At 67.4% G+C, this 15680-nt stretch carries 15 protein-coding genes; 10 read left to right on the forward strand and 5 right to left on the reverse strand.

Features of this window, described 5'->3' with window-relative positions; all coding sequences use genetic code 11:
• Positions 1-42: 42 nt before the first annotated feature.
• The 6 genes from ABLE91_RS23135 to ABLE91_RS23160 are packed head-to-tail and all read left to right on the forward strand — an operon-like array spanning position 43 to position 5311.
• Positions 43-1152, forward strand: coding sequence for a microcin C ABC transporter permease YejB (locus ABLE91_RS23135; protein WP_348934705.1), 1110 nt, complete (start codon positions 43-45; stop codon positions 1150-1152).
• 3 nt (positions 1153-1155) lie between these two features.
• Positions 1156-2334 carry an ABC transporter permease gene (locus tag ABLE91_RS23140; protein WP_348934707.1) on the forward strand — a complete coding sequence of 393 codons (1179 nt, stop codon included), beginning with the start codon at positions 1156-1158 and terminating at the stop codon, positions 2332-2334.
• Between the two features lie 31 nt (positions 2335-2365).
• Positions 2366-2614 carry a hypothetical protein gene (locus tag ABLE91_RS23145; RefSeq protein ID WP_348934710.1) on the forward strand — a complete coding sequence of 83 codons (249 nt, stop codon included), beginning with the start codon at positions 2366-2368 and terminating at the stop codon, positions 2612-2614.
• Positions 2611-3057: a type II toxin-antitoxin system VapC family toxin gene (locus ABLE91_RS23150; RefSeq protein ID WP_348934712.1), complete on the forward strand. Its 447-nt coding sequence runs from the start codon at positions 2611-2613 to the stop codon at positions 3055-3057. Before ABLE91_RS23145 ends, ABLE91_RS23150 begins: the two co-directional genes overlap by 4 nt.
• The gene (locus ABLE91_RS23155) at positions 3054-4694 is read left to right on the forward strand and encodes an ABC transporter ATP-binding protein (RefSeq protein WP_348934714.1); all 1641 of its coding nucleotides are present in this window, start codon (positions 3054-3056) and stop codon (positions 4692-4694) included. Before ABLE91_RS23150 ends, ABLE91_RS23155 begins: the two co-directional genes overlap by 4 nt.
• A complete protein-coding gene (locus ABLE91_RS23160) occupies positions 4691-5311 on the forward strand; it encodes an NUDIX domain-containing protein (protein WP_348934717.1) in 621 nt (206 codons plus the stop codon). Before ABLE91_RS23155 ends, ABLE91_RS23160 begins: the two co-directional genes overlap by 4 nt.
• Here ABLE91_RS23160 and ABLE91_RS23165 read toward each other — a convergent pair.
• Positions 5308-6099, reverse strand: a complete 792-nt coding sequence (locus tag ABLE91_RS23165) for a creatininase family protein (RefSeq protein ID WP_348934720.1) — start codon at positions 6097-6099, stop codon at positions 5308-5310. The two genes, ABLE91_RS23160 and ABLE91_RS23165, sit on opposite strands and share 4 nt — an antisense overlap.
• A gap of 260 nt (positions 6100-6359) precedes the next feature.
• Here ABLE91_RS23165 and ABLE91_RS23170 point away from each other — a divergent pair, with 260 nt between their 5' ends.
• The 4 genes from ABLE91_RS23170 to ABLE91_RS23185 all read left to right on the forward strand — a co-directional run bounded on the left by ABLE91_RS23170 (position 6360) and on the right by ABLE91_RS23185 (position 9873).
• Complete coding sequence (locus ABLE91_RS23170; protein ID WP_348934722.1) at positions 6360-6851, forward strand: MarR family winged helix-turn-helix transcriptional regulator; 492 nt, start codon at positions 6360-6362, stop codon at positions 6849-6851.
• Between the two features lie 349 nt (positions 6852-7200).
• A complete protein-coding gene (locus ABLE91_RS23175; protein ID WP_348934725.1) occupies positions 7201-7953 on the forward strand; it encodes an SDR family NAD(P)-dependent oxidoreductase in 753 nt (250 codons plus the stop codon).
• 6 nt (positions 7954-7959) lie between these two features.
• Positions 7960-8913: a DMT family transporter gene (locus ABLE91_RS23180; RefSeq protein WP_348934727.1), complete on the forward strand. Its 954-nt coding sequence runs from the start codon at positions 7960-7962 to the stop codon at positions 8911-8913.
• Between the two features lie 93 nt (positions 8914-9006).
• Positions 9007-9873 carry a type 1 glutamine amidotransferase gene (locus tag ABLE91_RS23185; protein WP_348934729.1) on the forward strand — a complete coding sequence of 289 codons (867 nt, stop codon included), beginning with the start codon at positions 9007-9009 and terminating at the stop codon, positions 9871-9873.
• Positions 9874-10053: 180 nt separating this feature from the next.
• On the opposite strand, the gene ABLE91_RS23190 is transcribed toward ABLE91_RS23185, so the two are convergent.
• From ABLE91_RS23190 to ABLE91_RS23205, 4 genes are all read right to left on the reverse strand, one after another.
• Positions 10054-10959 carry a hydroxymethylglutaryl-CoA lyase gene (locus ABLE91_RS23190; RefSeq protein WP_348934731.1) on the reverse strand — a complete coding sequence of 302 codons (906 nt, stop codon included), beginning with the start codon at positions 10957-10959 and terminating at the stop codon, positions 10054-10056.
• Positions 10956-12959, reverse strand: a complete 2004-nt coding sequence (locus tag ABLE91_RS23195; RefSeq protein ID WP_348934734.1) for an acetyl/propionyl/methylcrotonyl-CoA carboxylase subunit alpha — start codon at positions 12957-12959, stop codon at positions 10956-10958. Before ABLE91_RS23195 ends, ABLE91_RS23190 begins: the two co-directional genes overlap by 4 nt.
• Positions 12956-13732 (reverse strand): enoyl-CoA hydratase/isomerase family protein, encoded by a 777-nt coding sequence (locus tag ABLE91_RS23200; protein WP_348934736.1) that lies wholly within the window; start codon positions 13730-13732, stop codon positions 12956-12958. The genes ABLE91_RS23195 and ABLE91_RS23200 overlap by 4 nt, the downstream gene beginning before the upstream one ends.
• A 223-nt stretch (positions 13733-13955) precedes the next feature.
• Positions 13956-15563 (reverse strand): carboxyl transferase domain-containing protein, encoded by a 1608-nt coding sequence (locus ABLE91_RS23205; RefSeq protein WP_348934738.1) that lies wholly within the window; start codon positions 15561-15563, stop codon positions 13956-13958.
• Positions 15564-15680 lie beyond the last annotated feature (117 nt).

Here is a 15680-nt window from a genome sequence, read left to right on the forward strand (position 1 = left end):
GAGCGCGCAGGCCCGCACCGTCGGCCGAAATCCGGAGATTCAATGCTCGCTTACATCCTCCGCCGCATAGCCCTCATGGTGCCGACCATCCTCGGCATCATGCTGGTCTCGTTCGTGGTGGTGCAGTTCGCGCCCGGCGGCCCGGTGGAGCGGGTGATCGCCCAGCTCACCGGCGACGACGTCTCCGCCACCGCCCGCGTCTCCGGCCAGGGCAGCGACTTCGCCGGCGGCGCGGCCGCCCCCGGCGGGGGCATGGATGCCTCCGCCTCGAAATATCGCGGCGCGCAGGGGCTGGACCCGAAATTCATCGCGGAGCTGGAGAAGCAGTTCGGCTTCGACAAGCCGGCCCATGAGCGCTTCCTGCTGATGATCTGGAACTATGCCCGGTTTGATTTCGGGCGCTCCTACTTCCGCGACATCGGCGTGCTCGACCTCATCGCCGAGAAGCTGCCCGTCTCCATCTCGCTCGGGCTCTGGATGACGCTGCTGACCTATCTCATCTCCATCCCGCTCGGCATCTCGAAGGCCATGCGGGACGGCTCGCGCTTCGATGTGTGGACCTCGGCGGTGATCATCGTCGGCTATGCCATCCCCTCCTTCCTCTTCGCCATCCTCCTGATCATCCTGTTCGCCGGCGGCTCGTTCCTCGACTGGTTCCCGCTGCGCGGGCTCACCTCCGACAATTGGTCCCAACTCTCCTGGCCGGCGCGCATCCTGGATTATGGCTGGCACCTCGTGCTGCCGCTCACCTCCATGGTGCTGGGCGCCTTCGCCACCATGACGCTGCTCACCAAGAACTCGTTCCTGGAGGAAATCCGGAAGCAGTACGTCACCACCGCGCGCATGAAGGGGCTTTCCGAGCGCAAGGTGCTCTACGGGCACGTCTTCCGGAACGCCATGCTGATCGTCATCGCCGGCTTCCCCAGCGCCTTCATCTCCGCCTTCTTCACCGGCTCGCTGCTCATCGAGACCATCTTCTCCCTGGACGGCCTCGGCCTGCTGGGCTTCGAGAGCGTGCTCAACCGCGACTATCCCGTGGTGTTCGGCACGCTCTACATCTTCTCCCTGGCGGGCCTCCTCATCGGCCTCGTCTCGGATCTCACCTATATGGTGGTCGATCCGCGCATCGACTTCGAGACGCGGGAGGTCTGAGGCATGGACACCCGCGCCACCCTGCCCCCCGCCGCACCCACCGTCTCCGAGAAGCCCCCTGCGCCGCTCCCCGTCGCGAAGAAGGCGTGGCTCTCCCCGCTCAACCAGCGCCGCGTGCGGAACTTCCGCGGCAATGGCCGGGGCTGGTGGTCGTTCGTCCTGTTCATGATCCTGTTCGTGGTGAGCCTGTTCGCCGAGTTCCTGGCGAACGACCGGCCCATCCTCGTGAAGTACGACAACGCCTATTACATGCCGGTCTTCCGGGATTATCCCGAGACCACGTTCGGCGGCGACTTCGAGACCACGACGGACTATCGCGACCCCTATCTTCAGAGGCTGATCGCCGAGAAGGGCGGCTGGATGATCTGGCCGCCCATCCGCTTCGCCTATTCCACCCACAATCTCGATCTGCCAACCCCCGCGCCCTCGCCCCCCACCTGGATGCTCACCGAGGCGCAGTGCAAGACGGTGGCGGAGAAGAAGGGCGTTTCCGGCTGCTCGGGCCTCGAGATGAACTGGCTCGGCACGGACGACCAGGGCCGCGACGTGCTCGCCCGCCTCATCTACGGCTTCCGCATCTCGGTCCTGTTCGGCCTCGCGCTCACCATCGTCTCGTCCGTGGTGGGGGTCGCGGCCGGCGCGGTGCAGGGTTATTTCGGCGGCTGGGTGGACCTTCTGTTCCAGCGCTTCATCGAGATCTGGACATCCATCCCCTCGCTCTATCTGCTGCTCATCATCTCCTCGGTGCTGGTGCCGGGCTTCTGGGTGCTGCTGGGCATCCTGCTGCTGTTCTCCTGGGTCTCGCTGGTGGGTCTTGTGCGCGCAGAATTCCTCAGGGCGCGCAATTTCGAATACGTGCAGGCGGCCCGGGCGCTGGGGGTGGGCAACCTCACCATCATGCTGCGGCACCTTCTGCCCAATGCCATGGTGGCGACGCTCACCTTCCTGCCCTTCATCCTGTCCTCCTCGGTGATGACGCTCACCGCCCTCGACTTTCTGGGCTTCGGCCTGCCCCCCGGCTCGCCTTCCCTTGGCGAACTGCTCTCCCAGGGCAAGGCGAACGTGCAGGCGCCGTGGCTCGGCCTCACCGGCTTCTTCACGGTGGCGCTCATGCTGAGCCTGCTCATCTTCGTCGGCGAAGCCATCCGCGACGCCTTCGACCCCCGCAAGACCTTCGCGTGACGTGTGGTAGGATGGGGGCGGAGACAGGGCCATGAACAGGATCGTGCGCGAGCATTACCCGGTGGAGAAGCTGCCGGACGATCTGCGGGAGAGCGTCGCGGACAAAGAGCGCGTGCGTGTGGTCCTGGAAACCGAGGCACCCGAGGGGGCACCCCCTTCCGGCGATTCCGGTGCCGGACATTTCAGCCGGTGGCAGCATCTGCGCCGCGATCATTTCGACACGCCGCAGGACATCGTCGATCATATCCGCGCGCTGCGCGACGAATGGGATCGCCGATGACGCCGCGCGTCTATCTGGATGCCAATGTCTTCATCGCCGCCTTCGAGAATCCCGGCGCGCATGGCGATCACGCCTGGAACATCTTCCATTCGGTAGAACAGCATGAAGTCGTGGCCGTCACCAGCGAGCTGACCTTGTCGGAAATATTGGTGAAGCCCATCGAGCGGGGCGCGGGCGAACTGGTGGTGGCCTATGACCGCATCATCTCGCCGGAAGGAAACTTTGAGGTCCTTCCCGTCAGCCGCGACGTCCTCGTTGCAGCGGCGCATCTGCGTGCCGCCTATCGCTCCCTGCGCCTGCCGGATGCGGTTCACCTCGCCTCCGCGCAGAAGGCCGCCTGCCGCTATTTCATCACCGAGGACGAGCGGCTCACCATGCCGGACGGGCTGACGCGTCTTCCGGTCAATCCATTCACCGTCGATGACATCGTGAGGGGATCATGAGCACCCAATCTCCCTCCCCCCTCCTCTCCGTCCAGGACCTCTCCGTGGCCTTCCGCCGTGTGGAGGGGCAAGCGGTCGCGGTGGACCGGGTGTCTTTTGACGTGATGCCGGGCGAGACGGTGGCACTGGTGGGCGAATCCGGCTCGGGAAAGTCCGTCACCGCCCTCTCGGTGCTGAAGCTTCTGCCCTATCCCTCGGCGAGCCATCCCATGGGGAAGATCCTGTTCAAGGGGCGGGACCTCCTCACCTTGCCGGAGCGGGAGCTGCGGGCCGTGCGGGGCAATGACGTGACCATGGTGTTCCAGGAACCCATGTCGTCGCTGAACCCGCTGCACACCATCGAGAAGCAGGTCGGCGAGATGCTGCTGCTCCACACCGACATCTCGGGGGCGGCGGTGCGGCCGCGCATCGTAGAGCTGCTGAGCGAGGTGGGCATCCCCGATCCCGCGAGCCGGCTCGGCGCCTATCCCCACCAGCTCTCCGGCGGCCAGCGCCAGCGCGTCATGATCGCCATGGCGCTGGCGAACGAGCCGGACCTCCTCATCGCCGACGAGCCCACCACGGCGCTGGATGTGACCGTCCAGGCGCAGATTCTCAAACTCCTGAAGCAGCTCCAGGCGCGGCTCGGCATGGCCATGCTGTTCATCACCCATGACCTCGGCATCGTGCGCAAGATCGCCGACCGGGTATGCGTGATGCAGAAGGGCGAGATCGTCGAGCAGGGCGGCGCCGAAGAGACCTTCACCAATCCGCAGCACCCTTACACCAAGGCGCTGCTGCGCGCCGAGCCGAAGCCAGACCCCGCCCCCGCCGCGCCGGACGCGCCGGTGGTGGTCTCGGCACAGGACCTGAAGGTCCATTTCCCCATCAAGCGCGGCATCCTGCGCCGCACGGTGGGGCACGTGAAGGCGGTGGACGGGGTGAGCGTCGCCATCCACCAGGGCGAGACCCTGGGCGTGGTGGGCGAGAGCGGCTCCGGCAAGACCACGCTCGGCCTCGCCCTCATCCGCCTCATCTCCAGCCAGGGGCCCATCGCCTTCCTCGGCCAGCGCATCGACGGGCTGAAGTTCGCCGGCATGCGCCCGCTGCGGCGCGACATGCAGATCGTCTTCCAGGATCCGTATGGCGCGCTCTCCCCCCGCATGTCGGTGGCAGACATCGTCGGCGAAGGGCTGGAAGTGCACCAGAAGCAGCTCTCCCTTGAGGAGCGCGAGGCCCGCGTCATCGCCGCCCTCTCCGATGTCGGCCTCGACCCGGAAAGCCGCAACCGCTACCCGCACGAATTCTCCGGCGGCCAGCGCCAGCGCATCTCCATCGCCCGCGCCATGGCGCTGGAGCCCTCTTTCGTGGTGCTGGACGAGCCCACCTCCGCCCTCGACATGCTGGTGCAAGCGCAGATCGTCGACCTGCTGCGCGCCCTCCAGAGGAAGCGCAACCTCACCTACATGTTCATTTCCCACGATCTGCGCGTGGTTTCCGCGCTGGCAAGCCGCATCCTTGTCATGCGCGGCGGCAAGGTGGTGGAGGAAGGCCCGGCGCGCACGGTGTTCGAGCATCCCCGCGAGGACTACACCAAGGCCCTGTTCGCCGCGGCGTTCAACCTGGAAACGGCGCAGACCGGCGTGGTCTCGCAATGAGCGGGCTGGATGGAGAAGTGGCGGACGAGCCGGCCGATATCGAGCTGTCCGCGCCGGAAGTGCTGGCCGACGCCTTCCTCACCTATGAGCGCTACGACGTCACCCTCGTCCATCCCGATGGCACCCGGGATGCGCTGCTGCGAGATGTGGTGCGCATCGGCGGGGTGGTGGGCATCTTGTGCATCGACCCGGTGCTGGAGCAGGTGGTGCTGATCCGCCAGTTCCGCCTCGCGGCCCACTTCGCCACGGGATTGGGACAGATGATCGAGATCCCTGCCGGGCGCCTCGATCATGACGAGGACTGGGAGGCGGCCGCGCGGCGCGAGTGTCTCGAGGAGACCGGCCTCGCGCCGACCCATATGGAACCCATGTTCGAGGTCGTGGCGACGCCCGGCGTCATCGACGAGCGCACCCGGCTCTTCCTCGCCGTGGTCGACGCCGCCGCATTGCCCGCCCAGGCAGGGCTGGCGAGCGAAAGCGAGGTGACGCTGCCCTTCGCCCTTCCCATCGAAGACGCGCTTCGCCTGCTGGACAATGGCCGCTGCTATAACGGCTATCTCAGGATGGCGCTGCAATGGCTGGCGCTGAACCGGGGGCGTGTCGCGGCGCTGGCCTAGGGCCTTTCCGCGAACCGGGAAAGATCGAAGCACGCCACATCCTCCAGCAGCGCGATGAAGGCCCGCGCACCATGGGCGGCGGCGGCCTCTCCCTTCTCCGCAGTGGCGGCGGCGGCATTGCCCATGGCGCCGGACGGGTGGAGATCCTCGCTCATCCAGCCGAAGCCCACAGGGTGGTTGGCGCGCAGCTGGGAGAAGGTGTGCTCCATCTCGATGCTCCAGGGCGCGAAGTCGCTCGCCTTCGCCATGTCCACGAGGTCGGGGCGGAAGGCCAGCATCAGCGAGGTCTCGATCGCCCCGCCATGGATGCCGTGGGCGCGCTCCTGCGGCGCGAACAGCCCCTCCGGATAGCCGAAGCGGTGCATGGAGCAGGTGACCGCGAGCATGGCGTGCCGTTCCCGCAGCCGCCGGGCGAGAAGGTCGATCACCGGCACGTTGCCGCCATGGGTGTTCAGGATCACCAGCCGGCAGATACCGGCCAGATGGAGCCCCTCGCAGATCTCGCCCCAGGCCGCGAGCGCGGCCTCCGGTGAAAGGCTGAGGGTGCCGGCAAAGGATTGATGCTCGGCCGATGCCCCCACGCTCTGCACCGGCAGAAAGAATATGGGGGCGTCCGGCAACAGAGGGAGAATCCGCGCGATATAGCCCTCGGCAATGTGCAGATCGGTGCCCAGCGGCAGATGGGGGCCGTGCTGCTCCACTGCGGCCACGGGAAGCACGGCGATCGCCGCCGCACGATCGAGCGCAGCCACCTCCGGCGCGGACAATTCTGCCCAGAATCGCTTCATCGCAGGACCTTCCATAGAAACGCGGCGACCTTAGAGCGCTACCGGCGGTCACGGAAGCGACTTTGCCGGCTGTATGAAAAGTCACCATTCGGGGTATACTGAGCCGGAAAAGCATCACCTTAGTCACCGGAAATTTCAGGATCGGTCGCCACCTTCGCAAAATTGTAAGCCGGCGCGTGGATAAGTAGTCCCCGTGGTCGGCTTGCCGGACCGCGCACGGTGGCGCTCGGCTCAGGGGCTGGGCGGCCAAGGGGGATGGGATGAAAGATCCGATTGCGAAGACCATCGGCTATCGGCTGACGCACACGGCCCGGCTTCAGAAGGCCCTCTCGGCCCGCCTTCTGGCGGATCTTGGGCTGTTTCCCGGCCAGGAATCCGTGCTCAAGCTTCTGGTGGAGCAGGACGGCCGCACCATGGGCGACCTGGCCAGCGCGCTGCGGGTGCGCCCGCCCACCGCGTCCAAGACCATTGCGCGGCTCACCACGCAGGGCCTCGTCGAGCGCCGCGCCACCGATGGGGACGGGCGCCTTGTGCGCGTGTTCCTCACCGATTCGGGCCGCGACCGTGGCGGCTCCATCGACCGCATCTGGGAAGCCCTGGAAGGCGAGATGGTTGCCGGTCTCGACAACAAGGAGCGCAAACGGCTCCGCAAGCTGCTGCGCAAGGTGGAGAAGAACCTCGCCCAGCGCCTCGGCACCGATGGCGGCGTGGATGACGAGCCGGAGACCGCCGAAGAGGAAGAGGACGCCTGAGAGGCGCGCCCTTATCTTTGGGGCACAATTCCATGAAGCGACGTCATGGCCGGGCGTGTCCCGGCCATCCACGGGGCTCCGCCGGATTTCGACTAAAGGATAGACGTGGATGCCCGGGACAAGCCCGGGCATGACGGTGGCGAGGTGTGTTGGACCTCTGAGACCTTCAAGGCAGGGGGCTCCTGCAAGCGTTCAGCATCCGCCCCGCGCCGCGCGCATGAGCCGGCGACAGCCATATGCAAGAATAGAGCTTTCCCGCGCGCCCGCGCTCGCGTTATCCCTCATCTAATCGATTAAGAGTGCCTTCAATCAAAGCCAATGCCGGGATACGGCCGTCCAGGGGAGCAGCATGCCCAACGCCATCGATCTTGAGAACCGCCGCGCCGTCGTCACGGGGGGCGCGCAGGGTATCGGCCGCGCCATCGTGGAGCGCTTCCTCGCCTCCGGCGCCAAGGTCGCCATCTGGGACCGTGACGCCGACCTCGCGCACAAGACAGCGGGCGAATTGGGCCTGGAGCGCGTCACCCCCATCACCGTGGACATCACGGACCTCGCCCAGGTGGAGCGGGCGGTGGAGGAGACGCTGGCGGCGCTCGGACGCATTGACATCCTAGTCAACAATGCCGGCATTTCCGGCCCCAACGTGAAGCTCTGGGAGTATCCGCCGGAGGCGTGGGCGCAGGTGCTCACCATCAACCTGACGGGCACCTTCAATTGCTGCCGCGCCGTGGTGCCCACCATGATCACCCAGAATTACGGGCGCATCGTCAATGTAGCCTCCATCGCCGGCAAGGAAGGCAACCCCAACGCCTCGGCCTATTCCTCCTCGAAGGCCGGCGTGATCGCGCTCACCAAGTCGCTCGGTAAGGAGCTGGCGGAATACGATATCGCGGTGAACTGCGTGACGCCCGCCGTGGCCAAGACCGCCATTTTCGACCAGATGACCGAGGAGCATGTGGCCTACATGCTCTCGAAAATCCCGCGCGCCCGCTTCGTGAAGGTGGAGGAGGTGGCCGCCACCGTCGCGTTCGCGGCCTCGGCCGACTGCTCCTTCACCACCGGCGCCGTGTTCGACATTTCGGGCGGCCGGGCCACCTATTGAGACGTCATGCGCCCTCCCGCTGAGCCCGGTGGGGCGCCTCCTTCCCCGAAGCCCGCCGCGCCGCTGCTCAAGAGCGGCGCGACCATGGTGGGCATCGGCCTCATGTGCCTGGCAGTGGGCTCATTCGCGCTCACCGACGCCACCGCCAAATGGCTCTCCGGCCACACCAGCATCTTCATGATCGTGTGGTCGCGCTATGTGATCCACTTCGCGCTGTCGCTGATCGTGTTCAATCCCTGGACCGTGCCGGGCCTCCTGCGCACGCGCCGGCCCGGGCTCCAGCTCATTCGCTCGGCCCTTTTGTTCACCACCACGGCCCTCAATTTCTTTGCGCTCCAGTTCCTCCAGCTGGACCAGACCGTCTCCATCATGTTCTCCACCCCCTTCTTCGTCGCCCTCTTCGCGGGGCCGATGCTGGGGGAATGGATCGGCGCGAAGCGCTGGGCAGCCATCCTGGTGGGGTTCGCCGGCATCCTCCTCGTGGCCCAGCCGGGGCACGGCATCCACCCGGCCGCCCTGCTCTCCGTGGGCGCCGCCATCACCTATGCGCTCTACGGCATCACCACGCGCATGCTGGCACCCTACGACCCGACGCCGACCACCTTGTTCTATTCCTCCCTCGTCGGCTCCATCGCCGCCTCCGTGCCTTTGCCCTTCGTGTGGGAGACGCCGCACGAGCCCATGGTCTATGCCGCCATGCTGGAGCTGGGCGCCGTCGCCGGCACCGGGCATTTCATGCTCATCCTCGCCCATGCCCGCGCGCCCGCGGCGACGCTGGCGCCCTTCATCTATCTCCAGATCCTCGGCATGGTGGCGCTGGGCTGGCTGCTGTTCGGCGACGTGCCCAGCGTGTGGACCATTTGCGGCGCCGCAATCGTCGTGAGCTCGGGCGTCTATCTCCTGCTGCAGGAGCGAAGGAGCCGGGCGAAGGGGGTTCTGGATTCCACCTTTTCCGAGTGACCGAAATGGAGAAAAGGTTGCCGAATCCTCGCTTTCGTCAAAATGGGCGCTATGCTGCAAGGCACAGATTCATAGGCACGAACCGTTTGCATCATGTCCTCCACCCGTCTCCTCGTCATTGAAGGGAATACCGCCGAAGCCCGCGCCCGCCAGGTGAAGTTCGGCGGCGAAGCTGCCAGCGAGGGCTATGCCCGCCTGCTGCGCGAGCTGTTCCCCCAGGCGGTTGTGGACATCTGCTATCCCGCCGATCCCGGCGCGAACCTTCCCGATGCGGGCGGCCTTGAGGGCTATGACGGCATCGCCATCACCGGCTCGTCCCTCAACATCTATAATCGCGAGCCGGCCATCGACCAGCAGATCGAGCTGCTGCGGTCAGCCTTCACGACCGGCACGCCGGTGTTCGGCAGCTGCTGGGGCCTCCAGCTCATCACGGTGGCGGCGGGCGGGGTGGTGCGGAAGAATCCGCTGGGGCGGGAAGTGGGCTTCGGCCGGCGCATCCGCCTGACCGAGCACGGCGCCGGCCACCCCATGTTCGAGGGCAAACCCCCCGTGTTCGAGGCCATGACGGTCCATCTCGACGAGGTGGAGACCCTGCCCGAGGGCGCGCGGCTTTTGGCCAGCAACGACCATTCGGTGGTGCAGGCAGCGGAAATCCCCGTGGGCAAGACCATGGCCTGGGGCGTGCAGTACCACCCGGAATATCCGTTCCGGGAAATGGCCGCCATCTTCCGCCGGCTGAGCCCCTCCCTCGTGGTGGAAGGCTTCTTCCTGGACGAGGAGGAGGAAGAGAGCTTCATCGCGGATCTGGAGAAGCTGGAGCGCGACCCCACCAACCACGCGCTGGTGTGGCGCAACGGGGTGGACGGCGCCGTCATCTCCAAGGATCTGCGCACCCGCGAGATCCGCAACTGGGTGCAGCACCAGGTGATTCCCACGCGGGCGAATCGCGGGCGGGGGTGAAAAGCGGCTGAAGCAGACGAACGTCATCCCCGGACTTGATCCGGGGATCCATGTCTCGCCGTTTGTCCTGGTCTTGCAAAGCTTATCCCGGCGGCGCCGCGTGGATGCCCGGATCAAGTCCGGGCATGACGGTGGTAAGGGATGATGATCACGGCGGCAAAGGCGTGACGCTGAAGAGATTTAATCCAGCTTCGCCGCCAGCGCCTGTGCGACCTTTGACGCCGGGCGCCGGCCCAAGGCGTCCGTGATCGCCCGGCCCGCGGCGGCCAGCGCGTCCAGGTTCACCCCGGTCTCCACGCCCAGCCCGTCCAGCATGTAGACGAGATCCTCGGTGGCGAGGTTGCCCGAGGCGCCCTTTGCATAAGGACAGCCGCCGAGGCCCGCCACCGCGCTGTCCACGACGCTCACGCCCAGATCCAGGCAGGCGAGCACGTTCACCAGAGCCTGCCCGTAGGTGTCGTGGAAATGCACCGCCGTGCGCGCGAGGCCGATGGCATCCACCACCGCCGCCGCCATGGCCTTCGCCTTGTCCGGCGTGCCCACGCCGATGGTGTCGCCCAGGGACACCTCGTAGCAGCCCATGGCGATGAGGGCTTCGGAGACACGCACTACATCTGCCAGCGGCACCTCGCCCTGATAAGGGCAGCCGAGCACGCAGCTGACATAGCCGCGCACCGCGATGCCGGCCTCCCTGGCGGCGTCCATCACCGGGGCGAAGCGATCCAGGCTTTCCTCGATGGAGCAATTGATGTTCTTCAGGCTGAACGCTTCCGAGGCGGCGGCGAACACGGCCACCTCCTCCACCCCCGAGGCGAGCGCCGCTTCCAGGCCCTTCAGGTTCGGCACCAGGACGGGATAGCGCACGCCGGGGCGCTTTCTGATGCCCGCCAGCACCTCCGCCGTATCCGCCATCTGCGGCACCCATTTGGGCGAGACGAAGCTGCCGCTCTCGATCACGCTTACGCCCGCAGCGGAGAGCGCATCGATCAGCGCCACCTTGGCGGCCAGCGGCACGGTGCCCTTCTCGTTCTGGAGCCCGTCGCGCGGGCCGACCTCGACGATGCGCACCCGGGCGGGCCGGCTCACGAGGCATCCTCCAGCACCAAAAGCTCGGCGCCTTCATCCACGAGGTCGCCTACGGCGAAGCGCACGGACTTCACCGTGCCCTCGCGGGGCGCGGCGACCGTGTGCTCCATCTTCATGGCCTCCACCACCACCAGCGCGTCGCCCTTCGCCACCTGATCGCCCGCTTTGACCGCCACGCGTATGATGGTGCCGGGCATGGGCGCCACCAGCCGGCCGGCGGTGCCCGTGGCCTCGATGGAGGCGAGGCGCGGGTCCACATGGTCGAGGCTGCGCTCGGTGCCGGCGGCGAACACCGTGAGGCGCTGGCCGGACCGGACCACCCGCGCCCGCAGGCGCACGCCGTCGAGGCGGGCGGTGAGGGTGCCGTCATCGTCCATGACGCCCTCGACCGACAATTGGCCACCTGGCAGGTCCAGATGAAAGCCGCCGGGCACGTAATGGGCGCGCACCGCGATGCGCGCAGCCCCGTCGGCGAAGGTAAGGTCCACGAAGGCGGAGCGGTTGAGCCGCCATCCCGGCGCGAGGCCCCAGGGGGAGAAGGGATCGGCCGCATCCGCCGTCTGCGCGGACATGCGCGCCTCGTCCAGCAGCACGTGGAGCGCCGCGAGGGCCAGGGCGCGCGGCTCCACCGGGGCCGGGCCCGGCAAGAGGGTGTCGCGATGGCGCTCGATGAAGCCGGTGTCCAGTTCCGCCGCGGCGAAGGCGGGCTCGGCGACGATGGCCTGGAGGAAGGCGCGGTTGGTGGGCAGCCCCACCACTTCGGTCGCGGCAAGCGCCGCGCCCATGCGGCCCACCGCCTCCGCCCGATCGGCGCCGGCGGCGATGATCTTGGCGATCATGGGGTCGTAATGGATGGAGACGCTGTCGCCTGCGCGCACGCCGGAATCCACCCGCACGCCCGGTATGCCCGAAGGCAAAACGAGATGATCGAGCCGGCCCACCTGGGGCAGGAAGTCCCGGTCCGGGTCCTCGGCGTAGAGCCGCACCTCGATGGCGTGGCCGATGAGCGGGATGTCGGCCTGGGTGAGCGGCAGGGTCTCGCCGCGCGCCACCCGAATTTGCCATTCCACCAGATCCTGCCCGGTGATGGCCTCGGTGACGGGATGCTCCACCTGGAGGCGGGTGTTCATCTCCATGAAGAAGAAGTGGTCGCCCTCGGCAATAAATTCCACCGTGCCGGCGCCCACATAGCCCACCGCCTTGGCGGCATCCACGGCCGCCTTGCCCATGGCGGCGCGGCGCTCGGCCGACATGCCGGGTGCGGGCGCCTCCTCCACCACCTTCTGGTGCCGGCGCTGGATGGAGCAGTCGCGCTCGTTCAAATAGACGGCGTTGCCGTGGGTGTCGGCGAACACCTGCACCTCGATGTGGCGCGGCTTGGTGAGATATTTCTCCACCAGCACCCGGTCGTCGCCGAACGCGCTCCTGGCCTCGCGCTTGGCGGAGGCCAGAGCCTCCGAAAATTCGCCGGCCGCGCGCACCACCTTCATGCCCTTGCCGCCGCCGCCGGCGGACGCCTTGATGAGCACGGGATAGCCGATGCGCCCCGCCTCGCGGGCGAGCAGCGCCTCGTCCTGGTCTTCGCCGTGATAGCCGGGCACCAGCGGCACGCCGGCGGTTTCCATCAGCGCCTTGGCGGCGCTCTTGGAGCCCATGGCGCGGATGGCGGAGGCGGGCGGGCCCACGAAGACGATGCCCGCCGCCGCGCAGGCGTCCGCGAAAGCGGCATTTTCGGAGAGGAAGCCGTAGCCGGGATGGATGGCGTCCGCGCCGGATTTCTGGGCCGCGTCGATGATGGCGTCGATCTTCAGATAGCTCTCCCGCGCCGGGGCGGGGCCGATGGGATAGGCTTCGTCCGCGCTCTCCACATGCAGCGCACGGGCATCGGCCTCCGAATAGACGGCGATGGTCTTCAGCCCCATGGCCCGCGCGGTGCGCATGACCCGGACCGCGATCTCGCCGCGATTGGCGATCAGCAGCGTGCGGATGGGCCGGGTCATGTCTGCCCCCATTCGGGTTTGCGTTTTTCCAGGAATGCGCCGAGCCCCTCGCGGCCGTCGGCGCTGGCCCGCTGGTCGGCGATGCGGCGGGCGGTGTCGGCGATGACCTCCGCAGAGAGCGGCCGGTCCACGGCGGCGACCAGCTCCTTGGTCGCCTTCTGGGCGGCCGGGCTGCCGGCGGTGAGGGCCTTCAGATGCTTCGCCATGGCCGCGTCCAGCTCCTCCGCCGGCACCACTTCGTGGATGAGGCCGAGGGCCAGAGCCGTTTCAGCCGGGAAGCGCTCGGCGGTGAGGAAATAGCGCCGTGCCTGCCGCGCGCCCATGGCGCGCACCAGATAGGGGCTGATGACCGCGGGGATGAGGCCGATGCGCACCTCGGTCACTGCGAACAGCGCCTCGGGCACCGCGACCGCGATGTCCGAACAGGCGATGAGGCCGATGGCGCCGGCAAATGCCGAACCGTGGACGCGGACCAGCGTCGGCTTCGGGCAGGTGTCGATGGTGCGCATGAGCGCGCCGAGGGCCTCGGCATCGGCGACGTTCTCGGCGTGGGAATAGGAGGCCATGCGGCGCATCCAGTTGAGGTCCGCGCCGGCGCAGAAGGAGGGGCCGTTGGCGCGCAGCAGGACGGCGCGCACATGGGGGTTTTCGGCGGCGTCCTTATAGGCGGCGGTCAGCGCGGCGATGAGGGCGTCGTCGAAGGCGTTGTGGACTTCGGGCCGGTCGAGGGTGAGGACGGCGACGCCGTCCTCGTGGGAGACGAGGAGGGTCATGACTGATCCCTCCGCGAATGCTGTACGTCCCCTCCCCCCTTGCACCCTGAACTCCCTCCCCCCTTGCGGGGGAGGGCTGGGGAGGGGGGTATGGCGCCGCCAGGAACCAAAGCGCCGGAGCGAAGGGAGAGACACCCCCCTCTCCAACCCTCCCCCGCAAGGGGGGAGGGCGCGCAATGCGCAGGAGAGGAGGAACTGAACTCAGCGCAGGGCAAAGCTCCCATCACATCCGGAACACGCCGAAGCGCGTCTCCCTCGTCGGCGCGTTGAGCGAAGCGGACAAAGCCAAAGCCAGCACCATGCGGGTGTCGGCGGGGTCGATCACCCCGTCGTCCCACAGCCGTGCCGAGGAATAATAAGGATGCCCCTGGCGCTCATACTGCGCCTGGATGGGCGCCTTGAAGGCAGCTTCCTCCTCCACCGACCACGCCCCGCCCTTGCCCTCGATGCCGTCGCGCCGCACCTGGGCGAGAACGTTCGCCGCCTGCTCGCCGCCCATGACAGAGATGCGGGCATTGGGCCACATCCAGAGGAAGCGCGGATCGAAGGCGCGGCCGCACATGCCGTAATTGCCGGCGCCGAAGGAATTGCCGATCACCACGGTGAATTTCGGCACGGCGGCGCAGGAGACCGCATTCACCAGCTTCGCCCCGTCCTTGGCGATGCCGCCCGCCTCGTATTTGCGGCCCACCATGAAGCCCGTGATGTTCTGGAGGAACACCAAGGGGATCTCCCGCTGGCAGCACAATTCCACGAAATGCGCGCCCTTCAGCGCGCTCTCCGAGAACAGGATGCCGTTGTTCGCGATGATCCCCACGGGATAGCCGAAGATGCGAGCGAAACCGGTGACCAAGGTCTGGCCGTAGAGCGGCTTGAACTCGTCGAACTCGGAACCGTCCACGATGCGGGCGATGATCTGGCGCACGTCGAAGGGCTTCTTCGGATCCTGGGAAACGATGCCGTAAATATCCTCCGCATCGTAGAGCGGGGCGCGGGGCGCCGAGATGTCGAGGCCGTGGGCCTTGGCGCTGTTGAGGTCGGCGACGATGGTGCGGGCGATGCCCAGCGCGTGGGCGTCATTCTCGGCCATATGGTCGGCGACGCCCGAGACGCGGGTGTGCACGTCCGCGCCGCCCAGTTCCTCGGCGGTGACCACCTCGCCGGTGGCCGCCTTCACCAGAGGCGGGCCGCCGAGGAAGATGGTGGCCTGGTTCTTCACCATGATGGACTGGTCCGCCATGGCGGGCACATAGGCCCCGCCGGCGGTGCACGATCCCATCACCACCGCGATCTGGGCGATGCCCTCGGACGACATGTTGGCCTGGTTGAAGAAGATGCGGCCGAAATGCTCGCGGTCGGGAAACACCTCGTCCTGGTTCGGCAGGTTCGCCCCGCCACTGTCCACCAGATAAATGCAGGGCAGGTGGTTCTCCCGCGCGATGGCCTGGGCGCGCAGGTGCTTCTTCACGGTGACGGGGAAATAGGTGCCGCCCTTCACGGTGGCATCGTTGGCGACGATCATGCATTCGCGGCCCGAGACACGGCCGATGCCGGTGATGATGCCGGCGGCGGGCACGTCGTCGTCATACATGCCGAAGGCGGCGAGCTGGGACAGCTCCAGAAAGGGCGAGCCGGTGTCCAGAAGGGTGCGGATGCGGTCGCGGGGCAGCAGCTTGCCGCGCTTCAGGTGCCGCTCGCGCGCCACCGCGCCACCGCCCTCGGAGATGCGCTCCACATGGCCGCGCAGCTCGGCGACGCTTGAGGCCAGCGCCTCGCGGTTCTGCCGGAAGGCGTCGGAGCGGCGGTCCACTGCATCATCGATGACGGCCATGAGCTGCCTCACCCCCATATGCGTGCGAGAAAAGGCGTCGGCCCCGCCGAACGGCGCAGGCGCATGGACCCGCGCGCGCCCTTCCTCCCGATGCCGATCCAGGCCGGCTTAGAAACG

Origin of the sequence: Aquabacter albus (assembly GCF_040049275.1) — a bacterium.
Taxonomy (GTDB): Bacteria; Pseudomonadota; Alphaproteobacteria; order Rhizobiales; family Xanthobacteraceae; genus Aquabacter.